The organism is Lentilactobacillus diolivorans DSM 14421 (genome assembly GCF_001434255.1).
Lineage (GTDB): Bacteria > Bacillota > Bacilli > Lactobacillales > Lactobacillaceae > Lentilactobacillus > Lentilactobacillus diolivorans.
In genome coordinates, this window is record NZ_AZEY01000090.1 from 86,914 (window position 1) to 110,686 (window position 23,773).

Genomic DNA, 23,773 nt, shown 5'->3' on the forward strand with positions numbered 1-23,773 from the left:
GTTTTGTCGTTTGTATAATTGATGTAATAAACAAATGTGAGGAATTAAGTGAGGTTACTAAATTTGAAATTTGAGATCATTGTGTCTTTATTTGCTACCATGATTATTTCTGCAGTCTTGACCCCATTTATCCGAAAACTCGCTTTTCTAGTTGGAGCTGAAGATCGTCCCAACAAACGAAGAGTCAATAAGATTCCGATGCCAACGATTGGTGGGTTGGCTGTTTTTATTGCCTACACATTTACAACAATGGTATTACTGAGGAATCAGTTTCCAACCAAGGTGTTGTGGGGGATATTTGGCGGTGAAGCAATTATCATTTTAACGGGAATCATTGACGATATTTTTGAACTAAAACCTAGGCAAAAAGTGTTAGGAATTTCAATTGCTGCATTGTGGGTTTATTTTGCGGCTGGTGTGAAGATGACAACAATCACGTTACCGTTCTTTACGCTTCATTTGGGATGGGCGAGCCTTCCGATAACTTGGATTTGGATCTTAGCCATTACCAATGCGGTAAATCTAATCGATGGCTTGGATGGTTTAGCTACCGGAGTTGCCATTATTGCTTTAACGACAATGGGAATTACTGGTATGTTCTTTTTGAATATTGGAAATATTTTTGTTTCAATCATGATTTTTTCATTGGTTGCCGCTTGCATTGGTTTTTTGCCGTATAACTTTTTTCCTGCCAGAATTTATCTAGGAGATACCGGGGCCCTTTTTATTGGTTTTATGATTTCGGTTTTCTCCTTATTCGGATTAAAAAATGCAACTTTCATTACCTTATTAATCCCGGTTATGATCCTAGGAGTACCAATTACTGATACGGTATTTGCGATTTTTCGTCGGTTACTTAACAAAGAACCAATCACTCATGCGGACAAACGGCATTTACACCATCGACTCATGCAGATTGGTTTGACGCATCGACAGACCGTTCTGGTTATTTATGGGATTGCATTGATCTTTTCGTTCATTTCACTGCTTTATCCAATTTCTTCGTTGTGGGGATCAATCTTGCTTACCATTGCGGTTTTGTTTGGATTAGAGCTGTTTGTCGAAACGATTGGTCTGGTTGGCGAAGATCGACAACCGTTGTTAAACGGGATTAAGCGATTAGTTAAAGATACAACTAGTAAGAGTAATCACTAAAGCCAAAAGAAGTTTATGTTAAGGCATGGATAGGGTGTTGTGCGAAGGCTTTCACATCATGTACATATTGACAGGCTTATACTTGATTTAAAATTATAAAGAGTTGATCTTAGAAACGAGTTCATGCAGAACATGCTTTTAAGACCAGCTCTTTTTAGAATTCGGGACAATAATCAATTGACCCAGCGCCTTTGTTTGGCTTGTACACGCATGAATGTCAACTGGTAAAAATGTGAGATGATAGGTGATTACTGCTGGCAAGTGTGTTGAGGTTATCGTTAATTATGACTGCTAAAATAGGATCCACGGTCAAACAAATCTGGTCGTGGATTCCTATTTTCTGTCACCAATATTCTCCATCATGAGATCAATTTAGCTTCTCAAAGAAAACTATTGTTTTTGACGCTTTCGTTGAGCGTGAATAAATTGGCAGGTTAATATAACAAGCATTAATAACAAAAAAATCAGGGAATTAATACTGACGCTCTTGGTTCCCAACATGATTAGGCCACCGGTTATTAATAACATTTCAAACATTTCTCCACAGAACAATAATAGTGTTTTTGTAAATGGCGTGTTCATATTCTGGGATCCTTTCTAGAATTAAAGATTCTTGAGCGTTAATTTAAAAACTATATATGTATTTTGGAAGCAAAAAGCAATATGTAAGCGCTTTTTGCATAACCTTATTGTACCATTAATAGCCAGGGTTATTAAAGGTTGGATTAATTTTTGCTTATCATTGTTAAACAATTTGTTATTAGTGCCAATTTTGTGTTTTCAATCGGTACCAATCTTAATGACGACAAAAAAGGCTCGGCACTTTAGTGGTTGGCCGAACCTCTTATGATGAATCATTGAACGTTTTGAAGAAATCAAGTTAATATGATTATAAAGCGTGTTCACGTCCATACTGGTACGTTGTTTGACGTATTCATCCATTCTGAGTATGAAAGCAACTTGTGTTTGAGAAATACTTTAACTTTTTTCAGTCTTTTCTTTTCGTTGTCTGGCAGCTCGAGAGTATGGTACCTCAAAAATTTTATTTTCACCCTCAACGTATGCAAATTGATCACTTAAGAGGTTTTTGAGCTGTTGAACAAAATGAGCCAGCTGTGTTTCTTCGATTGGAACGATTAATTTAACTTTGTCAGTATAATCGGTTGATTCGATCGGAATGGTGTTGGTATCCAGAAAATATTTTAGCTTGTCAAGCTGATTGTAATCAATTGTCAATTTAATTTCTTTTTTTGTTACCAAATTAACGATTCCAACAGCATCAATCGTTGTTGAAGTGGCATTGCTATAAGCTCGGATAAGGCCGCCGGCACCAAGTTTAATGCCCCCAAAATATCTGGTAACAACGGCCAAAACATTATGCAGTTCATTCATTTTTAGTACTTCAAGAATTGGGATGCCGGCGGTTCCCGATGGTTCACCATTATCGCTTTCACGTTGAATCTGGTCGGTAGTTCCTAAAACGTATGCATAGCAGTTGTGGTTGGCTTTTTCATTTTGTTTAGTGACTTGCTGGATGATTGATTTAGCCTGAGCTTCATCTTTGATTCTGGCAAGTGTACAAATGAATCGTGATTTTTTGATGTCAATTTCGTGAACACCATTAGCTTTAATTGTTAATGTTAAATTTTCCAATAAAAAACCTCCAATAATTTCGTAATTAAATATTGAGGTGATCATCTATGATCAATGATAGTTCAGAGTTGTACGGACGCCAAATTAGTTTATCAGAACTTTCACCGGAATTAAAGCAATTACCCAACATTTCGATCCGCCCAGCAATCAATAAAACCGGCCGGCTGTCCTGTAATCGTTGTGGTTCAAAATTAAAAACCAGGGATGCACAATTACCGAACAAACATTTTTATTGTTATGTTTGTATTCAGATGCAGCGGATGGATACACTTAATCCGTTAGTAACATTGCCGGAGCCCAATTTATTTCCGCCTAACGAACAGCCCTTGTCTTGGCAGGGGAAATTGACGAATCTACAAGAAAAGTGTGCGACTCAGGTTGTTGAGATATTCAAAAAGCGGCAACGGCACTTATTATGGGCTGTTACTGGGGCAGGGAAGACGGAAATGCTGTTTAAAGGCATTGCTTACGCCCTTTCACACGGATTAAGGATCGGAATTGCTTCTCCAAGGGTGGATGTGTGCATTGAGCTGTTTCCTCGAATTCAAGCAGCGTTTGATCAAACATCGATCGTTTTATTGCATGGGAAAAGTACGCAATCTTACAAATATTGTCAAATCACAATTTGTACAACGCACCAGCTGCTTCGTTTTTATCATGCCTTTGATGTCCTAGTGATTGATGAAGTGGATGTTTTTCCATTTTCCGGGAATCCAATGCTGCACTTTGCCGTTTAAAATGCAATTAAGAGAAACGGCGCTATGCTCTTTCTAACAGCAACGCCAGATCGGCAACTGCTTAATCAGGTTCAAAGAAAGACTTTATCAATTAGCTATTTGCCTATTCGTTATCATGGTCATCTTTTACCTGAGATAACGATCATTAAAACCCGGCGGTTAGATCAAGCTATTAGGCAAGGACAGTTGCCACCCAAAATAAGCAAGACAATTTTTAAACTAATCAACGAAAAGCAGCGATTTTTGTTGTTTGTTCCTCGAATTATTGATCTTAAAATTGTCAGGATAGCAATTAAATGTGCTGGAATTGTTGCCAAATACGAAACTATTTTTTCAGCGGATCCTGATCGAATTGAAAAAGTTGCCAAGATGCGCCACCGGCAGCTGGATTTCTTAATTACAACAACGATTCTTGAACGTGGCGTTACTTTTCCAGGAATTGATGTGATTGTTTTAAAAGCGGATGATGAGATATTTTCGGCTGCAGCGCTGGTCCAAATTGCCGGGCGAGTTGGTCGAAATAGTGATCGGCCGAAAGGGCGGGTCTTATTTTATTGCGAAACTCGAACAGCAAATATTAAATCTTGTGATCGACAAATTAAGCGGATGAACCAGCGGGCTCGTCAATTATGAAAAGATGTTTATTATGTCATAATCAACTTAACGACATTGTGTCATTTGAGAAAATTTTTTCGTTCAGCAAGTATATCCGGCCAACAATTTGCCGGAAATGCGCTGCTACATTTCTAGACCTAAAAACGGTTGCAACCTGCCGAATTTGTGGTCGTCGATTGTTAACAAATATGGGTAGCCCATGTCATGATTGTTTGAAATGGCATAATCGAGCTCAGCTGGAATTTGTTAATTCGTCATTGTATGAATACAATGACGCAATGAAAAACTATATGAAACGTTATAAGTTTCTTGGCGACTATCGACTTAGGAGTGTTTTCACCCGTCAGATTCAGGATGAACTTAAAGCTACCCACCGTTTGATTGTCCCGATTCCTGTTAGTCAGAGTACCATGCAAACCAGGGGGTTCAACCAGGTGCTCGGATTGATTTCTAATTTAAAGGTTGATAATGTGTTAGCTGTTAAACAGGAACAAAAAGATTACCGCCAATCTGAAAAGAATCGAATAGAGCGTCTTCAACTAATTCAACCGTTTAAGTTGATTCCTAGTTTAGCCAAAACCGTTGTTGGGCGTGATGTTTTGCTGGTTGACGATGTCTATACTACTGGCGCGACGATCCGACACGCAGCCAGGTTATTATATCAAGCAAAAGCCGCATCAGTAAAAGGATTGACCCTTGCCAGATAAATAATTCCAGAGACAATGATTGTTAAAAAGCGAACTTTCAATTATACTAAAGTTGTAGCCAGTAATGAAATCACTTTCATTGCCGGACCATTAAACCGTTAATGGTGAAGGGAGAGAGCGTTATGCTAATTTTTAACATTCGTGGAGAAAATATTGAGGTAACTCAAGCGATTCGTGATTATACTGAAAAACGGATCAGCAAGCTGGAGAAGTACTTTGAGAAAGACTTGAAGAATACAGCTCATGTCAACTTGAAGGTTTATCCAGATAAGCAAGCAAAAGTTGAGGTCACTATTCCTTTACCATATCTGACTTTACGTGCTGAAGAAATGTCCAATGACTTATATGCAAGTATCGATTTAGTAACGGATAAACTTGAGCGTCAAATTCGGAAATACAAGACCAAAGTAAACCGTAAGTCTCGTGAAAAGGGCTTTAAGAACTTGGAATTTGTTCCAAATGAGGCGCCAACAACATCTGATGATTCTGACGATGATAACCAGTCTCAATTTGATGTTGTTCGAACTAAACGATTGGCATTGAAGCCAATGGACAACGAAGAAGCAATTCTTCAAATGGATATGCTTGGACACGATTTCTTCATCTATGAAGATGCCGATACATCAAACATTGATATTGTCTACCGTCGAAATGATGGTCGCTATGGTTTGATCGAAACCGGGGAAGACTAGGTTTATGCATCAGGTTAACCATTAATTAGCCTAATGTAGTGAGACTTAATTATTATTTTAAAAAAAGGCTGTGACAACTATTTGTCCAGCCTTTTTTGCTATCATGGTGACGGCTATTGATGAAAAAAGTAAAGTGAAGAAAAGGTTTGTTTGGGTGGCGCGAACTATGATTCAGAGCTCAAATCACACTATTATGTTTTGTGGTTCATCATCGTTTCGACCACTTTGTAAGATATCTTTATCCATCAAAAGTTAACTGTAACAAGATTATTATTTTTTTATGAAAATTGTTTTTTTAGAGATTTCAGGCTTTTCTCTTCAGTGAAAATGGTCTATGATAATTGAATGCTGTACCAGTTATGTTTTTGTTTTCAATAGCAACCTAAGATGTTACAATTAATGGGTATGCAATTCACAAATTTAATTAAGAAATTGAAAAAGAAGTTTTATTTTAGAAGGGAATCTACTAATGGCTACTAATCTTTTAAAGAAATGGGTTGAAAGTGATAAGCGTGAGCAAAAGCGGTTAAGCAAAATTGCTGATCGGGTTGGCGCTTATGCTGAAGAGTATCGTCAACTCAGTGATGAACAACTACAAGCCAAAACACCGGAATTTAAGGAACGTTATCAAAAAGGTGAAACTTTAGATGACTTACTTCCAGAAGCTTTTGCAGTTGCTCGTGAAGGTGCACGGCGGGTTTTAGGCTTATATCCATTCCACGTTCAAATCATGGGTGGTATTGTGCTTCATGAAGGCAATATTGCTGAAATGAAGACTGGTGAAGGAAAAACCTTAACTGCAACGATGCCGGTTTACTTGAATGCACTTGCAGGCGAAGGCGTCCACGTTGTTACGGTTAACGAGTACCTATCGCAACGTGATGCTACCGAAATGGGTGAGCTTTATAATTGGCTTGGGTTAACGGTTGGCGCTAACCTTGCTGAGATGGGTCCAGATGAAAAAAGAAAGGCTTATGCAGCCGATATCACTTATTCTACTAACAGTGAGATTGGGTTTGATTATTTGCGTGATAACATGGTCGCTTACAAAGAAGAAATGGTTCAGCGACCATTGAATTTTGCGATTGTTGATGAGGTTGACTCCATCTTAATTGATGAAGCGCGAACACCTTTAATTATTTCTGGTCAATCAACCGGAACATCTGAACTATATCAACGAACTGACCGATTTGCGAAGACCTTACATGAAAAGGACGACTTTAAAGTTGATCTTGAAACTAAGACCGTTTCATTAACTGATAAGGGAATTGAAAAGGCTGAAAAGTACTTTAATTTAAAGAACCTTTATGATACTGACAATACGGCTTTAACTCACCATTTGGACCAAGCCTTACGGGCTAACTTTATCATGCTTCGTGACAAAGATTATGTGGTTCAAGACGGCGAGGTATTGATTGTTGATTCATTTACTGGTCGAATTATGCAGGGACGTCGATTCTCCGATGGTCTTCACCAAGCAATTGAGGCTAAAGAAGGCGTGGAGATTCAAGAAGAAAGTAAAACCATGGCAACAATTACCTATCAGAACATGTTCCGGATGTATAAAAAGCTTGCCGGAATGACTGGAACTGCCAAGACCGAGGCTGAAGAGTTCCGAGAGATTTATAACATGGAAGTTGTTGGCGTACCAACTAACAAGCCTGTTATTCGAATTGATCAACCAGATGTTTTGTACCCAACTTTGGAATCAAAATTTGATGCCGTTATCCGTAAGATTAAGGAACTTCACAAGAAGGGGCAGCCAATGTTAATTGGTACCGTTGCTGTTGAAACTTCGGAATACTTATCAAAACGGTTGGATGAAGAGAAAATTCCCCACGTTGTTTTAAATGCCAAAAATCATGCTAAGGAAGCCGAAATTGTTATGAACGCCGGTCAAAAAGGTGCCGTTACAATTGCAACCAACATGGCTGGACGAGGAACTGATATTAAATTAGGCCCTGGTGTCGTTGAAGTTGGTGGCTTAGCGGTCATTGGTACTGAACGTCATGAGTCTCGACGGATTGACAATCAGCTTCGTGGCCGTTCAGGTCGTCAGGGTGATCCAGGTCTTTCTCAATTTTATTTATCACTTGAGGATGATTTGATGCGTCGATTTGGTTCTGAAAAAATTAAGAACTTTTTGGAACATATGAATGTTCAAGGTGAAGACGCCGTTATTCGCTCCAAGATGATTACTAAACAGGTTGAATCTGCTCAAAAACGGGTTGAAGGTAATAACTATGATTCTCGAAAAAACGTTCTTCAATATGATGATGTTATGCGTCAACAACGTGAAGTTATTTATGGAGAGCGACAACAGGTTATTAATGAAACCAAGTCGCTGAAGTGGGTCATTATGCCAATGATTGAACGGACAGTGGGTCGAATTGTTGATTTGCATACTCAGGGTGAAAAAGAGGACTGGGATCTTCAAACAATTCTTGACTTTGCGATTAGTGCAATGGTGAGTCCAGATGAAGTTTCATTGAATGATTTCCAAGGGAAAACTGCTGATGAGATTAAGCAATTGCTGATGGGCTTTGCTGATAAGGTTTATAAAGAAAAGCAAGAGCAACTGTATGATGCCTCACAAATGCTTGAATTTGAAAAGGTTGTTATTCTTCGGGTTGTCGATTCGCATTGGACCGACCATATTGATATTATGGATCAATTGCGTCAATCAATTGGATTGCGTGGCTATGGTCAACAAAATCCACTTGTTGAATATCAACGTGAAGGATACAAAATGTTTGAAGAAATGATTTCTGATATTGATTACGACGCTACCCGTCTATTCATGAAAGCAGAAATTCGTCAAAACATGCAACGTTAATAAATTATTTGTTGAAAGAATCCGGGCAATTGGTTATTGTTTGGGTTCTTTCTTTAAATTTAGAGTGCTGATGCTTCAATAATTTGCAGCAAGATTTGAAAGGGAGAGATTTATAATGACGTTTGAATTAAGTGACGCCAAAAAACAGATTGCAGAAATGCAAAAAGCCATTGATGGTTTTAGGAGGTCGCTTTGACTTCGATGCCCTGAGTGAAAGTATTGGGATGAATGAAGCCAAAATGGCAGAACCTGGTTTTTGGGATGATCAGCAAAGCGCTCAAAAACTAATTGATGAGACTAACTCATTGAAGACAAAACGAGATCGTTTCAAAGAATTGTCTGACAAGTTAGCAGATTTAAAGGTGACGTTGGAATTGATTTCTGAAGATCCTGATTCAGGCATGCAAGATGAGTTTACGACTGAATCAGCTGAGCTGAAGAAAAAATTAGATCGTTACCAGTTGGGGCTGTTATTGAACGGCAAATATGATCACAATAATGCCATCCTTGAAATTCATCCGGGAGCCGGTGGAACTGAGTCACAGGACTGGGGATCAATGCTGTTGCGAATGTATAGCCGGTGGGCTGAGTCGCATGGTTATACAGTTCAAACGCTAGATTATCAAGTGGGGGAAGTTGCTGGAATTAATAGTGTTGCGATATTAATTAGTGGTAACGATGCCTATGGTTATCTCAGATCAGAAAAAGGCGTTCACCGGTTAGTACGAATCTCGCCGTTTGATTCCGCTGGACGACGGCATACATCGTTTGCATCAGTTGACGTCATGCCGGAATTAAATGATGATGTTTCAATTAAAATTAATCCTGACGAGTTAAAGGTTGATGTCTATCGGTCCAGTGGTGCCGGTGGCCAACATGTTAACAAAACTTCTTCGGCAGTTCGAATTACTCATATTCCCACTGGAATCGTAGTTGCCAGCCAGGCACAACGTTCACAACTGCAAAACCGACAAACAGCTATGAATATGTTGAAGTCTAAGCTGTATGAACGTGAGCAGGAAAAGAAACAAGCAGAAAGGGCCAAAATTGAGGGTGAACAATTAGATATTGGCTGGGGATCTCAAATCAGATCTTATGTATTTCATCCCTATTCGATGGTTAAGGATCACCGGACCAATTATGAAACGGCTAATATTAATGGTGTCATGGATGGTGATTTGGATCCATTTATTAATGCCTACTTGCAATGGCAATTAAGTCAGAAGAATCCAGAATGATTTGTTTGTGGGTGATGCATTAATTAAACGCGTAAATTAATGGTATTTTCAAAAAATAGTCAAAGGGCTGGGCAATGAATCATTTTGTCGAGCCTTTTTGTTTACACTCTGATTATGATTAAGTCAATCTGAAAACTATCTATTTGACAAAATTGTTTAGTATTTGACCAACTTAATTACCTCAACTGGTAGTATCAATCAAAGCCTAATCTGTAACAGCGGGGTGGATAATCTGATTCATCAAATAGTTATAACCGGAATCATGATTTGAGCTAAGTATTTCCCCAAAAATTAACGACTTTTAGGAAATTCTTGTTTCTGATGCCCTTTTATTCGCCGAATAATAAATGATATACTAGCTGTATGATCAAGGATGAGGGAAATGTCTATGAAATTATTAATCGCACTTTGTTTTTATCTGTTACAACCAGCATTATGGGTTGGTGTCATTCGAACGTATTTAGTACATAGAAATCGAGTTAAAAGAGAACGTCAACTTTTTAGTTCTGCAATCTATGAAGATTTTTATGAGGGGCGCCACTTTGTTCGGAGTGGTTTGATTTTAGGAGTCGTTGTTTCGATTGTTTTTGGTGGATTTCTGAGCGTTTCAGTTCAATGGTTGTTTTTGTATGAGCTACTGATATTGGTCGGCTTGTTGATTTTTCCGGGACAGCTTTTTCCGGTGACAACCGCTGGATTGGTTAGTGTAGTAACAATTCTGGTTCCTCATGTGCCACAGTTGAAACCATTTGTTACTTGGTTTAACAACATTGGACTTACCGCCCTCAAAGTTAACCCGCTTAACTTTTTGATTATTTTGACCCTGATAATTGTTGGAAGCTGTGTATTTCTCCATGTCAATGGTGGTAAATTTGCATCCCCATCACTGGCTAGAAATCAGCGAAATAATCGGGTAGCCGTTTATAAATTTAACGAAATGAGTATCATCCCATTTTTGATGCTGGTTCCAGGCAATTGGTTTGTCAGTCGTTTTCTCTTTATACCAATGTTTCAAATTAACGGTCATTCATACGCGGTTTTAATTATTCCGATTTTGTTGGGATTAAAATTAACCGTAAAGAGAAGCGTGCCACGAAGTTTCTTCATCCGGTTAAGCAAGTCGTTAATGGTTTTAAGCGGACTGGGGATTGTTTTGGTTGGGATTGGTTATGTTGCTACCAAGACAATTCTTCCAGGAATTTTTATTCTGATACTTGGCTATTACTTATCGATTTGGTTAGCCAAACATGAAGACAATCGGCAAAAATTTGAATATAGCGAGGTGATGGATGGCATTCGGGTAATTGGGATTCAGCTTGAAACACCAGCCGCAAAGATGAATTTACAAGTTGGTGATGTTATTTTAACTGTGAATGAAATTCCAGTTGCCAACGAAGATGAATTTTATCGAGCGCTGTCCACCAATTCGACCTATTGCCGGTTCAAAGTTCGTGATCGAAATGATCAACTAAAGATTACTGAAACCGCCATCTTCAAGAACTCGCCCCATGAAATTGGGGTTAAAACATATACCCACCCCATCGATTAGGAGGATTACCGTGAAAAAAGTATTAGTAGTTGATGATGAGCCTGCAATTGTGACTTTGCTGGAATATAATTTAAAACAGGCTAACTTTGAAGTTCAAAGTGCCACCAATGGTGTTGATGCGTTATCAAAGATTGAAAATGGAAAATTTGATATTGTATTGTTGGATTTAATGTTGCCGCAGATGAGTGGTGAGGATGTCTTAAAGCAAGTCAGGATGGATCGTAACGATACACCAGTGATTCTATTAACTGCCAAAGATACCGAGTTTGACAAGGTGTTTGGCTTGGAAATGGGAGCTGATGATTACGTCCCCAAACCTTTCAGTCCCAGAGAAGTTATTGCTCGAATCAACGCGGTTTTACGCCGCTACGAAAAAAGTGAAGCAACTGCTAAACAAAATCCAAGTAACAGTGATGGCGGGGTTGAAACAACGGGTCCTTTTACAATTGACCATAAAAAATATCGGGTCAGCGCTAATTCTAAAAATCTCCGATTGACACCGAAAGAGTTTGAACTTATGCAATACCTGGTGAGTCATGAGAACCAAGTTTTAAGTCGTGATCAATTGCTTCAAGGCGTTTGGGGATTTGACTATTCTGGTCAAAGTCGAATGGTTGATATCCAAATTGCCCACTTACGAGAAAAAATTGAACCGGATCCTAAACAGCCCAAATATTTAAAGACAATTCGCGGTTTTGGTTATGAATTCTCTACGGGGGATGACGATTCTGAGTAAAATTAGCAAACAAATCCTGGCAACCGTTGGATTGAGTATTGTTACATTGGCAATGAACTTTTATGCATTTTCCGGAATGAAGCGGGATTGGTTTTTCCTTAGCTTAGTGGCAATGACAATTTTAACGATTGTGACGATTGTACTGGGCATTTATTATTATCAACACGAAAAAACGATTAAGCAGTTGCAAACAATGACTGAAAATATTGTCCACGATCAACCAGCTGCGCCATTGTTTGTTGCACCTGATAATCCCTTTAAAGGTTTGGCTGATCAATTAAATGAATTACAATCACGACAGCAAGATGAGGCAAAAAGTATTCGAAATAGTAACACTGAGCTGATCACAATTCTTTCAAGTTTGCCCGTTGGAATTATGGTGATCGATTCAGCTCATGACGTTATTTTTGCCAATCATAAAATGTCGACGATGTTGGAACGAAATATTTTGACGCAAGTTCATCCTTACACGCAGGATATTCGAAATTACCAGTTGCTTTCACTTATTGACGGTGTTTTTAATGATCGAAAATCGCAACAGGCTGAGGTCCGGAGTATTGGCGATCAGCCAATTACTTGGGATACCAGCGTGGTTTACAATCAACTGGAAAATGATTTTCATATTTTAGTCATTATGTACGATATTTCAGATATTATTAATGTTAAGCAAATGCAAATCGACTTTTTAAGAAATGCAAGCCATGAATTAAAGACGCCCGTTACTGCTATTTCCGGGTTTGCGAAGACATTGCTTGATGGCGCAATGGATGATCAGAAAACATTAGTGGAATTTTTAAAAATTATCGACGAACAAAGTGATCAACTTACCTCACTTATTAATGATGTTTTGACGATTTCACATATTCAGAATGGGACCAACTATGATTATCAATCGATGAATCTTCATGATTTCGTTAATTCAGAATTAGCACCTTACCAATCGGTCGCCAAGGTTCACCAAATCTCGATCAATAATCAAGTTGGTTCGGGAGTTGAGGTCAATACTGACGCGAGCATGCTGACCCGGATCCTTCGGAATTTGGTTAGTAATGCCATTAAATACAATATACCAAACGGTCAAATTGACATTACGTACACGGTCAATGACAGTTACTGGCAGCTTCATGTATCTGATACAGGGATTGGGATTGCTCAAAAAGATATTTCACGGCTGTTTGAACGATTCTATCGGGCTGATGATTCCCGGACAAAGCAAAAAGTGAGCGGAACGGGATTGGGATTGGCAATTGTTAAAGAGTTGGTTGATTCGATTGGCGGCACGATTCATGTGAAGAGTCAACGTGGTGTGGGCTCAACCTTTACAATTGAATTTCCTATTGTTACAGAAAATGATGGGAAAGCGGCATCAGATAACTGAAAGTTGATCAAGCAAAGTGTCATCTTTATGCTATTTAACACGGCCGTTAATATCATGAAAATTGTTTTTAGTCATTATCGTGGGCAGCTACTGCTTTCCATTAAATTTGAAGTTTCTTTATCATTAAACGTACAAACTGAGTGGGCCAGCAAGCGATTAGACCCCAGAATATAAGTCCCCTAATTTAATATTCCCGATTTTGGAATGTTAAATTAGGGGACTTATATGGCCGGGATCTGCTTGTTGGCCCACATTTTCAGCTAAGTAAAAAGTTCAACGAGATATTCCCGGATTGAATGTTACACGGCCGAAAGTTGCCTTTTGTCCCGCGTTTTCGCTCGGCAATAATTGGGTTTACACTAATAGAGACTGGTTAAGACGATTATTGTACCAGCCACGTACTTTTACGTTATATTAAGCAAATGATCGAAGAAGCATTTTTGTGTCCATTATCAATAAGTGGCTGCCAACTTCCAAGTTAAATTATTTTCCGGGTTAAAAGCGGACCCCCATGATCTATTTACATAATTTTTACATTTATCCGGTCAAAAATTTACATTGGTTTAATACAATGAATATTGGAGATTTAAGGAGGAATGTCAGATGCGCAAACGGACAGTAATTAAATGGATCACTGCTTTGGTAGTCGTTCTTGCTGGAATTGGTGCTTACAGCGTCCGAAGCAAAACCGCGACAAACCAGCAGTCGATAACGGCTGTTGGCTCAACGGCCTTACAACCACTAGTGGAAGCAGCTAGTGAAGAGTATTCGGCTGAACACAGCGGCATTTTTATCAATGTTCAGGGTGGCGGTTCAGGAACTGGATTAAGCCAAATTGAATCGGGTGCTGTTCAAATGGGAAATTCGGATCTGTTTGCAGAAGAAAAGGCGGGGATTAATCCAAAGGGGTTAGTTGATCATAAAATTGCCGTTGTTGGGGTCGCCCCAATTGTGAACGATCGGGTTGGCATTCATAACTTAACCACTCGCCAGTTAATCGCAATTTTTACTGGGAAAATTACAAATTGGCATCAACTGGGTGGCAAAAACCTGCCAATTACGTTGATTAATCGGTCCCAAGGAAGTGGTACCAGGGTCACTTTTGAAGAATATGGCTTAAAGGGTCACGAAAGTGCGGTTGCACAAGAACAGGATTCATCTGGGACTGTCCGGCAAATTGTCTCATCAACTCCGGGGGCAATTAGTTACGTTTCGTTTGGTTATGTCAATCAAACGGTTCAACCAATCAGCCTTGACGGCGTTGCACCGACTGAAAAAAACGTGATGGACAACAAGTGGAAAATTTGGTCCTATGAACATATCTATACCCGCGGTGAACCTAAAGGCTTAACGAAGCAGTTTTTAAATTACTTAAAAAATAGACATATTCAAACGACCTTGTTTAATAAGTTAGGATATATTTCTGTTAAGGACATGCACTATCAGCGAACTTGGCAGGGAAAGATTTCGAAAGGATCGGGTGAATCGTGATGCAAAATCAAAAGCTGGCTAAGCAACTCATGAAAAAGTCAAAGACGGCCCGTTACGAACGATTTGGCCATTTACTAAGTCTTTCGGCTCTTTTACTGATTATGGCAATCGTTTTAGGAATCATTGTCTTTGTTGCAACTAAAGGGCTGTCAACCTTTTTCAATGATCATATTAGTTTTAAAGATTTCTTTACCGGGACGCTCTGGAACCCGGGAACAAAAACGCCAAGTGGTCATCAAGCTGTAGGAGCCTTACCAATGATTGTTGGGTCATTCTTGGTGACCATTTTGGCAGCAGTTGTATCGACGCCGTTTGCAATTGGAACAGCGGTTTATATGACCGAAATTTCGCCTAAGCGCGGCGCTAAGATTCTTCAACCGGTTACCGAATTGTTGGTGGGAATTCCTTCTGTGGTTTACGGGTTTATCGGATTATCAGTGGTGGTACCTTTTGTTAGAAATACATTTGGTGGGAGCGGTTTTGGAATCCTGTCAGGCACCTTCGTCCTATTTGTCATGATTTTACCGACAATTGTTTCAATGACGGTTGATTCGTTAAAGTCGGTACCAAAGTATTATCGGCAGGCGTCATTAGCACTGGGAGCGACCAAGTGGCAAACAATTTGGAAAGTGGTTTTACGAGCGGCAACTCCAGGAATTCTAACGGCAGTCGTTTTTGGGATGGCCAGAGCGTTTGGTGAAGCTTTGGCCGTTCAAATGGTGATTGGTAACGCGGCGTTGATGCCGCATAATTTGGTTTCACCCGCCTCAACTTTGACATCCGTGTTAACTGCCGGAATGGGGAATACCGTAATGGGATCCCTACAAAATGATGCCCTGTGGTCATTAGCATTAGTCTTGCTGGTAATGTCATTGTTCTTCAATTTACTGGTTCACTTTATTGGTCGGAAGGGAGCATTTAAAAAATGAATCGATCTCAAAAACAAAGTCGAATTGCCATTGCTGCCTTAAGAGGAATTGCGGGATTTGTTGTCTTGATTCTGGCATTTTTGATCGGCTATATTTTTATTACCGGTCTGCCAAATGTGAGTTGGCATTTTTTAACAACTCCAGCCAAAGCATTCACGTCCGGTGGTGGAATCGGTATCCAGCTGTTTAATTCGTTTTACTTATTGGTGTTGGCAATGTTAATTTCATTGCCAATTGCGCTTGGTGCGTCTATTTACTTGAATGAATATGCCAAAGATAATTGGTTTACCGGGATGATTCGAACGGCAATTGAAATTTTGAGTTCACTGCCTTCGGTTGTCGTGGGGTTGTTTGGATTTCTACTGTTCGTGGTGCAATTTAATTATGGCTTTTCAATTATCTCAGGCGCTTTAACACTGACAATATTTAACCTTCCTCTGCTAACTAGAAATATTGAAGAAACCTTATCCGGTGTTTCTGATGATCAACGGCAAGGTGGTCTGGGCCTGGGGTTGTCTAAATATGAAACGATTATTCACATTGTTGTTCCAGCAGCCCTACCCGGCATCATCAGTGGGATTATTCTTTGCTCCGGTCGGGTGTTTGGCGAAGCTGCTGCGCTTATTTATACCGCTGGTCAAAGTGCACCTGCGTTAAACTTTGGTGATTGGAATCCGTTTAATATTGATAGTCCCCTGAGTCCGTTGCGTCCAGCTGAAACTTTAGCGGTTCATATTTGGAAAATTAATTCAGAAGGCATTATGCCGGATCTAACGAAAGTTTCTTCTGGTTCAGCTGCAGTATTGGTTTTAGCAATTCTCATCTTTAATTTTTCCGCTCGTTACATTGGTCGAAAAGTTTTTGAAAAAATGACGAGTATTTAATGGTTCAAGTAAAGTTGAGAATGACAATGACTCAAAAATAGGAGGTGGCATCATGCAAAAGTTAGATCAACAATCAGATAGATTTATTTATGAGTTTAACCCTGAGGAAACACCAATTACAATGCAAACTAAAGATTTAGAGATTTATTATGGCAAATCACTCGCCATGCACAATGCTGATATTCAGTTTGAAAAAAATACCATTACTGCGCTAATTGGACCGTCTGGCTCTGGCAAATCAACATTTCTAAGATCTTTAAATCGAATGAATGATGATGTTGCTACAGTAAACGGACAAATTTTGTACCAAGGGGTTAATATCAACCAACCAGGCATTGATGTCTATGAAGTCCGTCGGCGGATTGGGATGGTGTTTCAACGACCTAATCCGTTTGCCAAATCAATTTATGACAATATTACGTTTGCTTTGCAACGTCGTGGTGTTCATAGTAAAAAGGTGCTTGATGAAGTTGTTGAAAAAACGTTGAAGCAAGCTGCCGTTTGGGATCAGGTTAAAGATAGTTTGAACAAGAGCGCGTTATCTCTTTCCGGTGGCCAAGCCCAACGAGTTTGTATTGCTCGGGCATTGGCTGTTAAACCGGATGTCCTTCTTCTTGATGAGCCTGCCAGTGCACTTGATCCTGTTTCAACAGCTCAACTAGAGCAAACGTTACGACAATTAAAAAAAGACTATACCATTATTATTGTGACGCATAATATGCAGCAAGCGGCTAGGCTAAGCGATTATACCGTCTTCTTTAATATGGGGGAGGCCATTGAGTATAACAAAACTCGAAAAGTGTTTACCCGGCCTAAAATGAAACTGACAGATGATTATGTTTCTGGTAACTTTGGTTGATATGGATAATGTCGACCGAAGTTGATTGTCAGTTACCCATCAAACAGATTCGAAGCCTTAGGAGGAATCAAAATGTCAGATCCAATTATTACAGCAGATAATCTTGATTTATATTATGGCGATTTTCAAGCACTTCATGGCATTCATTTAGATTTTGAACCGCATCAAATTTCAGCGCTGATTGGGCCGTCCGGATGTGGCAAGTCAACATTTTTGCGTTGTCTTAATCGAATGAATGACATGATTGATGGCGTGACAATTACTGGAATGGTCAAATTTCATGATCAAAATATTTATTCACCCCAAACTAATTTGGTTGATCTACGGAAAGAAATTGGCATGGTTTTTCAGCAACCTAATCCATTTCCATTTTCAGTTTATGATAATATTACTTATGGCTTGCGAATTGCTGGTGTCCGTGACAAGCAAAAGTTGGATGAAATTGTTGAGCGGAGTCTCAAGCAGGCAGCTGTTTGGGATGAAGTTAAAGATAACTTGTATGACAATGCGTTATCGTTTTCCGGGGGCCAGCAGCAGCGAATTTGTATTGCCAGGGTTTTAGCAGTTTCTCCTTCAGTTATTTTGATGGATGAGCCGACGAGTGCGTTAGATCCAATTTCCAGTGCTAAAATTGAAAATACATTACTAGAGTTAAAAAAAGAATACACAATCATTATCGTGACACATAATCTTCAACAGGCTTCGCGAATTTCTGATAAAACGGCATTCTTCATGGAAGGCCGGGTTGTGGAATATGATGATACCAGCAAGATGTTTGTGAATCCTGATAATAAGCAGACGGAAGATTATGTTAGCGGTCGATTTGGATAGGAGAGACGTGTATGGGAAAAGTTTTTGACGAAGAAATTGTGACCCTTAAAGCCGATTTTATGAAATTAGGTGCCCTAGTGAGCGAAGCAATTGCCAACGCTGGTCAAGCCTTTATTGATCACGACGTGGCTGCTGCCAAGACAATTATTACTAATGATCACGAGATTAATCACCTACAAATTCATATTGAAAAGCGATCTTTTGAAATGATTGCCCTTTATCAGCCGGTGACCGGCGATTTACGAGAAGTTGTCGGGATCTTGAAGGCTGTGACTGATTTGGAACGGGCTGGTGATCATGCACGAAATATTGCCCGGGAGACAGTTCAGATTAAAGGTGAACCTCGAATCAGCGAAGTTGAAACGATCATTGCGACAATGGCAAGGGGTGTCAGTGAACAATATGATGATTCGATGGATTCCTATGGTACCGCGGATCAGGCTAAAGCCAAGGAGACAGCCCGGACGTATGACCAGAAGATGGATGATTTATACAATGATATCGCGGCGCCAAGCTATCAAGCCATGGCTAAAGACCCGGATATTGTAAATTCTGCGATTATCTATTTGAACGTCGCCAAAGATTTGGGTCGAATCAGTGACTACAGTACTAATATTTGCGAATGGACCGTTTATCTTGCAACGGGTAAAATTATTGAATTAAATTAAGAATGGCTGTTTTTTGCACTGCATACTTGATTGCAGTGCTTTTTTTGGATACGCTTAGAATAGAATTGTGATGACTTAATATAGAAGATTTTCTAAATTGGAGGGATACGTTATGAATAACGGCAAGAAGCTGCATCGGTCGTCATCAGATCGAATTATAGCTGGTGTTTTAGGTGGCATTTCTGAGTATTTTGGCTGGCAATCATCGTTGGTCCGAATTCTGTATATTGTTTTATTGTTGACACCTGGAGTGGGTTTGGTGGCTTTTCTTTCTTATATCGTAATGGGAGTTATTGTTCCAAGTGATCATTCAACGACGTCTTTTTTTAATCAAATGAAATCAAATTTTAGCACAACTAATCCAGATAGCCAATCAAGAAAGGTTCTCCACAATGTTGATGAAAAGGATGTTAATGACCATCAGAAAAGAGGTCAATCTTGAGATTTCTGACTACCGTCGTGGTTGATACACTCTTATTTGTTGCAATTAGTGGCTTTTTCCCTGCCAGTTTTTTTGTTGCCAGTGTTGGAATTGCAGCCATTGCATCAGTTGTGCTGGTTGTTTTAAATTGGTTGGTAAAACCAATTTTGACATTCTTATCGTTACCAATTAATTTATTAACATTGGGACTGTTCACCATTGTGATCAATGGGCTTATGCTGGAAATGACAGCGGCAATTGTGGGAGCTGGATTTCGGTTTTCATCATTCTGGATGGCGATGTTTGTTGCCATATTGATGTCGCTTGTTAGTACAATTATTGCCGAATATTTTCGACGACCTTAAAACGTTAAAGACGGATACAAATCAAAGTGATAAAATTATAGTGATTATTTGAGGAGGGATGATCTTGACTGACAGTGTAAGTGTAGCGGATTTGGTAACCAATGCCAGATTAGATGTGTATTATGGTCAAGAGTACTTAGACCAACGACACATTTCGACGAGTGATATTTCTCGTCCGGGTTTGGAGCTTACCGGATTTTTTAATTATTACCCAGCTAAGCGAATTCAGTTGCTTGGAATTACTGAGATTTCATATTCAAAGGGGATGACTCATGAGACGCTTTTGGATGTCATGAAGAAAATGTGTCAGCCTCAAACGCCGGCATTTGTCATTTCTACCCAGCTAGATCCGCCTGACGAATTATTGGAGGCTGCTAAAGAACAGCACATTCCGGTTTTGGGGTCAAAACTGACCACTTCGCGAATTCTTAGTAATATGACCAATTATTTAGAAGATAAACTGGCAGAAAGAAAGTCCCTTCATGGTGTTTTGGTGGATGTATACGGACTTGGTATCTTAATTACCGGTGATAGTGGAATTGGTAAGAGTGAAACTGCGTTGGAACTGGTTAAACGTGGGCATCGCTTAATTGCTGACGACCGGGTTGAAGTCTACCAACAAGACGAACAAACACTGGTTGGAACCGCACCGGCAATTCTTCGGCACCTACTTGAAATTCGTGGAATTGGGATTATTGATGTGATGACGTTGTTTGGTGCCGGGGCTGTTCGAAGCCAAACTCAGGTTGCCCTGATCATTCATTTGGCGAATTACACTAAAGAAGCCAAGTTTGACCGTTTGGGCAACGGAACGCAACATGTTCATATTTTTGATGTGGATGTACCCAAAATTACAATTCCTGTTAAGACCGGACGTAATTTGGCCATCATTATTGAGGCTGCAGCAATGAACTTTAGAGCCCAATCAATGGGGTATGACGCAACTGAAACGTTTGATCGTAATTTGAATAATTTGATTAAGGTTAATAGTAAAGTTGATGCAACTCAAAAGAAAGAACAAGCCAGTGTTGAAGAAAAAAATAAAAATTTAATTGGTGAAGATGATAAGGGCAAGAAAAATAATGTGCCAAAGACGAGTAAGTAATTAGGAATTAGTAGTTGCCATATCGGCTGCCGACTAATTTGTCTTTGAGAAAGCTTTGTAATGGGAGATAGATCAATTGTTTAATTTAGCTAGTACGGCTTTGAATCCAATTGCATTTCATTTAGGGCCAATTGAAGTTCACTGGTACGGTATTATTATTGCCAGTGGCGTCATCTTAGCGGTTTACCTGGCCGTTACCGAAGGAAAAAAACGTGGCATTAATCCAGACGACATTTATGATATGATCCTATGGGCACTACCGGCTGCGTTGATTTGTGCCCGATTGTATTATGTGATTTTTCAGTGGGGTTATTATAAAAACAATCCTGGTGAAATTATCAAGATTTGGGATGGCGGGATTGCGATATATGGTTCATTAATTGGCGCAATGATTGTGGTGATTTGGTTTTGCCGCAGCCGGTTTATTCCGGTTTGGTTGATGTTGGATGTTGCCGCGCCAACCGTTATTCTCGCACAATCAATTGGCCGCTGGGGGAACTTTATGAATCAGGAGGCTTTTGGTAAAATAACATCATTGGCTTATTTGAAAGCGTTACATTTACCGCAGCCGATTATTTCGCAGATGTATATTAGTGGTGCTTATCGGCAACCAACGTTCTTATATGAATCTTTGTGGAGCTTTTTTGGATTCCTGGTGCTGATTACTTTGCGTCATAATCCACATTTCTTTAAACAAGGCGAGGTATTTTTAACTTATGTAATGTGGTATTCCTTTGGAAGATTCTTTATTGAAGGGATGCGAACGGATAGTTTAATGCTTTTTAATCTGCGGGTTTCTCAAATTCTGTCGATTGTTCTGTTTATTGGGGCAGTCATTTTGATCTTTTATCGTCGGCGGGATCACACTAATCCGTGGTATCTTCAAGGTAATCAGTTACAAATGGTTTCAAAATGATCCTTGGCAGCAGATTTTAAGTTTGATTTAAACATAAAGGAGTTTAATTATGGGTAAGAAAATTGCGGTTCTTGGTGCGGGTTCTTGGGGCAGTGTCCTCGCGAGTTTATTAGATGAGAATGGGTCAGACGTTAAGCTATGGTCATATAACCCAGGTCAGGTCAAAGAATTTAATGAAAGGCACACTAATTCCAAATATATCAAGAATTTCACGTTCTCTGAATCAATTGTGGCAACTAACGATCTAGCAGAAGCAGTTGACAATGTTGATTACATATTGTTTGTTGTCCCAACTCAGGCAACTCGATCGGTTGCTGAACAGGTTGCGGCTATTTTGAACAAGCGGAATCAGCAAGTGAACATTATTCATGCTTCGAAAGGCATTGAAGAAAAAACCTACTTAAGATTATCCCAGGTTTTGTCACAAGAAATTAATCCCCAAAATCGAAAATCAATTTCCGTTCTCTCAGGTCCTAGTCAGGCTGAAGATGTTGTGACTAAAGATATTACTTTAGTGACGGTTGCCAGCGACAATCAGCGGGCAGCCAAAGAAATTCAGGATCTGTTTATGAATCATTATTTCCGGGTTTATACTAGTGACGATGTGATTGGTGTTGAAATTGGTGCGGCTCTTAAAAACATTATTGCGTTGGGGGCCGGTGCACTATATGGTCTTGGCTACAAGGATAATGCCAAGGCAGCGTTAATGACCCGCGGTTTAGCTGAAATTTCTCGACTTGGAACGTCATTTGGCGCAAACCCACTAACGTTTACCGGTTTATCAGGAGTTGGTGATGTGATTGTGACTGCGACAAGTACAAATTCACGTAACTGGCGTGCCGGCAATGAATTAGGGAAAGGGAAATCCTTAAAAGAGGTCATTGAAAACATGGGCATGGTAATTGAAGGCATTGCAACGACACGGGCAGCGTATGAATTATCAAAGAAACGCGGTGTTGAAATGCCAATTACCAGTGCCATTTACCATGTGTTGTATGATGGTGCCGATATTAAAGAAACGATTAATGCCTTAATGACGCGTGAAGGTCGTTCAGAAATTGAATAAATCAGTTTAATAATAGAAAGTGCGAGGTCAACAATGCCACAAAAAGTTACGAAAGCAGTCATTCCAGCCGCTGGGTTGGGAACAAGATTTTTACCAGAAACAAAAGCATTACCTAAAGAAATGTTACCAATTGTTGATACACCAACAATTCAATTTATTGTTGAAGAAGCCAAAAAGTCAGGTATTCGAGATATTGTAATTGTGATTGGCAAAGGTAAGCGATCAATCGAAGACCATTTTGATTCAAACCCCGAGTTGGAATTAAATTTGGAAGAACGGCATAAGAACGATATGCTTGAAACAATTCGGAAAACTAATGATATGAATATCTACTTTATTCGTCAGTCCCATCCAAGAGGCTTGGGGGACGCGATCTATACGGCACGAAGTTTTATTAGTAATGAACCGTTTGTTGTGATGCTTGGTGATGACGTCATGCAGGACAAGGTGCCATTAACCAAGCAATTGATGGACAGCTATCAAAAAACGGGTGCATCAACTTTGGCCGTTAAGAAGGTGGCTCACAAGGACATTTCAAAGTATGGCGTTATCGCCCCTTCTGAAGAGGTTCATCCAGGTCTCTTCAATGTTAAAAAATTTGTTGAAAAACCATCTCCTGAAAAAGCACCGAGTGATCTTGCAATCATCGGTCGCTACTTATTAACGCCTGAGATTTTTGGCATTCTTGAACAAACTAAACCGGATGCTAGTGGTGAAATTCAACTAACTTCGGCCATCGACACATTGAACCAAACCCAACGCGTTTTTGCTCATGAGTTTAAGGGTGAACGATTTGATACTGGCAACAAATTAAGCTGGTTAAAGACGAACATCATTTTTGGCTTGCGGCACCCAGAAATTTCCGGTGGGTTACGAACTTATTTAAAGGATCTTGGTCAACAATTAACCCAAGAAGATAAAAAGAAATAAGCTCTTTTGCTA

General features: G+C 39.6%; 21 protein-coding genes and 1 pseudogene. 21 read left to right on the forward strand and 1 reads right to left on the reverse strand.

Annotated features, from left to right (window positions below):
* Nucleotides 1–63: 63 nt before the first annotated feature.
* Nucleotides 64–1,155, forward strand: a complete 1,092-nt coding sequence (locus FC85_RS10010; RefSeq protein WP_057865396.1) for a glycosyltransferase family 4 protein — start codon at nucleotides 64–66, stop codon at nucleotides 1,153–1,155.
* A 978-nt stretch (nucleotides 1,156–2,133) separates the two neighbouring features.
* Here FC85_RS10010 and FC85_RS10015 read toward each other — a convergent pair.
* Complete coding sequence (locus FC85_RS10015; protein WP_057865397.1) at nucleotides 2,134–2,808, reverse strand: YigZ family protein; 675 nt, start codon at nucleotides 2,806–2,808, stop codon at nucleotides 2,134–2,136.
* A gap of 47 nt (nucleotides 2,809–2,855) precedes the next feature.
* Here FC85_RS10015 and FC85_RS10020 point away from each other — a divergent pair.
* From FC85_RS10020 to galU, 20 genes and pseudogenes are all read left to right on the forward strand, one after another.
* A pseudogene (locus tag FC85_RS10020) lies at nucleotides 2,856–4,178 on the forward strand (ATP-dependent helicase ComFA).
* Nucleotides 4,175–4,867 carry a ComF family protein gene (locus FC85_RS10025; RefSeq protein WP_057865398.1) on the forward strand — a complete coding sequence of 231 codons (693 nt, stop codon included), beginning with the start codon at nucleotides 4,175–4,177 and terminating at the stop codon, nucleotides 4,865–4,867. Before FC85_RS10020 ends, FC85_RS10025 begins: the two are co-directional and overlap by 4 nt.
* Before the next feature lie 122 nt (nucleotides 4,868–4,989).
* Nucleotides 4,990–5,559: a ribosome hibernation-promoting factor, HPF/YfiA family gene (gene hpf, locus FC85_RS10030; RefSeq protein ID WP_057865399.1), complete on the forward strand. Its 570-nt coding sequence runs from the start codon at nucleotides 4,990–4,992 to the stop codon at nucleotides 5,557–5,559.
* 469 nt (nucleotides 5,560–6,028) lie between these two features.
* On the forward strand, nucleotides 6,029–8,395 hold the full coding sequence (secA, locus tag FC85_RS10035; RefSeq protein ID WP_057865400.1) for a preprotein translocase subunit SecA: 2,367 nt from the start codon (nucleotides 6,029–6,031) through the stop codon (nucleotides 8,393–8,395).
* Nucleotides 8,396–8,510: 115 nt separating this feature from the next.
* Nucleotides 8,511–9,633 (forward strand): peptide chain release factor 2 gene (gene prfB, locus FC85_RS10040; RefSeq protein ID WP_186825063.1). Its coding sequence is split into 2 segments (ribosomal slippage): nucleotides 8,511–8,588 and nucleotides 8,590–9,633, totalling 1,122 coding nucleotides; the frame shifts between segments, so codons are not numbered across the junction.
* 388 nt (nucleotides 9,634–10,021) lie between these two features.
* A complete protein-coding gene (locus tag FC85_RS10045; RefSeq protein ID WP_083485096.1) occupies nucleotides 10,022–11,182 on the forward strand; it encodes a PDZ domain-containing protein in 1,161 nt (386 codons plus the stop codon).
* Between the two features lie 10 nt (nucleotides 11,183–11,192).
* Entirely contained in the window at nucleotides 11,193–11,918 is a 726-nt protein-coding gene (locus tag FC85_RS10050) for a response regulator transcription factor (protein ID WP_057865403.1), read from the forward strand.
* The gene (locus FC85_RS10055) at nucleotides 11,884–13,296 is read left to right on the forward strand and encodes a sensor histidine kinase (RefSeq protein WP_225427552.1); all 1,413 of its coding nucleotides are present in this window, start codon (nucleotides 11,884–11,886) and stop codon (nucleotides 13,294–13,296) included. The genes FC85_RS10050 and FC85_RS10055 overlap by 35 nt, the downstream gene beginning before the upstream one ends.
* 603 nt (nucleotides 13,297–13,899) lie before the next feature.
* Nucleotides 13,900–14,787, forward strand: a complete 888-nt coding sequence (locus FC85_RS10060; RefSeq protein ID WP_057865405.1) for a phosphate ABC transporter substrate-binding protein PstS family protein — start codon at nucleotides 13,900–13,902, stop codon at nucleotides 14,785–14,787.
* Nucleotides 14,787–15,716, forward strand: coding sequence for a phosphate ABC transporter permease subunit PstC (gene pstC, locus FC85_RS10065; RefSeq protein WP_057865406.1), 930 nt, complete (start codon nucleotides 14,787–14,789; stop codon nucleotides 15,714–15,716). The genes FC85_RS10060 and pstC overlap by 1 nt, the downstream gene beginning before the upstream one ends.
* Complete coding sequence (pstA, locus tag FC85_RS10070; protein WP_057865407.1) at nucleotides 15,713–16,600, forward strand: phosphate ABC transporter permease PstA; 888 nt, start codon at nucleotides 15,713–15,715, stop codon at nucleotides 16,598–16,600. The genes pstC and pstA overlap by 4 nt, the downstream gene beginning before the upstream one ends.
* Nucleotides 16,601–16,652: 52 nt before the next feature.
* Entirely contained in the window at nucleotides 16,653–17,459 is an 807-nt protein-coding gene (gene pstB / locus FC85_RS10075) for a phosphate ABC transporter ATP-binding protein PstB (RefSeq protein ID WP_057865408.1), read from the forward strand.
* A 66-nt stretch (nucleotides 17,460–17,525) separates the two neighbouring features.
* Nucleotides 17,526–18,290 carry a phosphate ABC transporter ATP-binding protein PstB gene (gene pstB / locus FC85_RS10080; RefSeq protein ID WP_371862943.1) on the forward strand — a complete coding sequence of 255 codons (765 nt, stop codon included), beginning with the start codon at nucleotides 17,526–17,528 and terminating at the stop codon, nucleotides 18,288–18,290.
* Between the two features lie 11 nt (nucleotides 18,291–18,301).
* Nucleotides 18,302–18,958: a phosphate signaling complex protein PhoU gene (phoU, locus tag FC85_RS10085; protein ID WP_057865410.1), complete on the forward strand. Its 657-nt coding sequence runs from the start codon at nucleotides 18,302–18,304 to the stop codon at nucleotides 18,956–18,958.
* A gap of 112 nt (nucleotides 18,959–19,070) precedes the next feature.
* Nucleotides 19,071–19,400 carry a PspC domain-containing protein gene (locus tag FC85_RS10090; protein WP_057865411.1) on the forward strand — a complete coding sequence of 110 codons (330 nt, stop codon included), beginning with the start codon at nucleotides 19,071–19,073 and terminating at the stop codon, nucleotides 19,398–19,400.
* Nucleotides 19,397–19,744 carry a phage holin family protein gene (locus FC85_RS10095; RefSeq protein WP_057865412.1) on the forward strand — a complete coding sequence of 116 codons (348 nt, stop codon included), beginning with the start codon at nucleotides 19,397–19,399 and terminating at the stop codon, nucleotides 19,742–19,744. The genes FC85_RS10090 and FC85_RS10095 overlap by 4 nt, the downstream gene beginning before the upstream one ends.
* A 64-nt stretch (nucleotides 19,745–19,808) precedes the next feature.
* Nucleotides 19,809–20,849: an HPr(Ser) kinase/phosphatase gene (gene hprK, locus FC85_RS10100; RefSeq protein ID WP_186825062.1), complete on the forward strand. Its 1,041-nt coding sequence runs from the start codon at nucleotides 19,809–19,811 to the stop codon at nucleotides 20,847–20,849.
* Between the two features lie 76 nt (nucleotides 20,850–20,925).
* The gene (gene lgt / locus FC85_RS10105; RefSeq protein WP_057865414.1) at nucleotides 20,926–21,765 is read left to right on the forward strand and encodes a prolipoprotein diacylglyceryl transferase; all 840 of its coding nucleotides are present in this window, start codon (nucleotides 20,926–20,928) and stop codon (nucleotides 21,763–21,765) included.
* Between the two features lie 49 nt (nucleotides 21,766–21,814).
* Nucleotides 21,815–22,831 carry an NAD(P)H-dependent glycerol-3-phosphate dehydrogenase gene (locus tag FC85_RS10110; protein ID WP_057865415.1) on the forward strand — a complete coding sequence of 339 codons (1,017 nt, stop codon included), beginning with the start codon at nucleotides 21,815–21,817 and terminating at the stop codon, nucleotides 22,829–22,831.
* Between the two features lie 33 nt (nucleotides 22,832–22,864).
* On the forward strand, nucleotides 22,865–23,761 hold the full coding sequence (gene galU, locus FC85_RS10115; protein ID WP_057865416.1) for a UTP--glucose-1-phosphate uridylyltransferase GalU: 897 nt from the start codon (nucleotides 22,865–22,867) through the stop codon (nucleotides 23,759–23,761).
* Nucleotides 23,762–23,773 lie beyond the last annotated feature (12 nt).

Coding starts and splice junctions, on each gene's coding strand:
- FC85_RS10055 (WP_225427552.1), top strand. CDS start 11,884: ATGAATTCTCTACGGGGGATGACGATTCTGAGTAAAATTAGCAAACAA.
- hpf (WP_057865399.1), top strand. CDS start 4,990: ATGCTAATTTTTAACATTCGTGGAGAAAATATTGAGGTAACTCAAGCG.
- galU (WP_057865416.1), top strand. CDS start 22,865: ATGCCACAAAAAGTTACGAAAGCAGTCATTCCAGCCGCTGGGTTGGGA.
- pstA (WP_057865407.1), top strand. CDS start 15,713: ATGAATCGATCTCAAAAACAAAGTCGAATTGCCATTGCTGCCTTAAGA.
- secA (WP_057865400.1), top strand. CDS start 6,029: ATGGCTACTAATCTTTTAAAGAAATGGGTTGAAAGTGATAAGCGTGAG.
- FC85_RS10090 (WP_057865411.1), top strand. CDS start 19,071: ATGAATAACGGCAAGAAGCTGCATCGGTCGTCATCAGATCGAATTATA.
- pstB (WP_057865408.1), top strand. CDS start 16,653: ATGCAAAAGTTAGATCAACAATCAGATAGATTTATTTATGAGTTTAAC.
- FC85_RS10025 (WP_057865398.1), top strand. CDS start 4,175: ATGAAAAGATGTTTATTATGTCATAATCAACTTAACGACATTGTGTCA.
- pstC (WP_057865406.1), top strand. CDS start 14,787: ATGCAAAATCAAAAGCTGGCTAAGCAACTCATGAAAAAGTCAAAGACG.
- phoU (WP_057865410.1), top strand. CDS start 18,302: ATGGGAAAAGTTTTTGACGAAGAAATTGTGACCCTTAAAGCCGATTTT.
- FC85_RS10110 (WP_057865415.1), top strand. CDS start 21,815: ATGGGTAAGAAAATTGCGGTTCTTGGTGCGGGTTCTTGGGGCAGTGTC.
- FC85_RS10060 (WP_057865405.1), top strand. CDS start 13,900: ATGCGCAAACGGACAGTAATTAAATGGATCACTGCTTTGGTAGTCGTT.
- FC85_RS10045 (WP_083485096.1), top strand. CDS start 10,022: ATGAAATTATTAATCGCACTTTGTTTTTATCTGTTACAACCAGCATTA.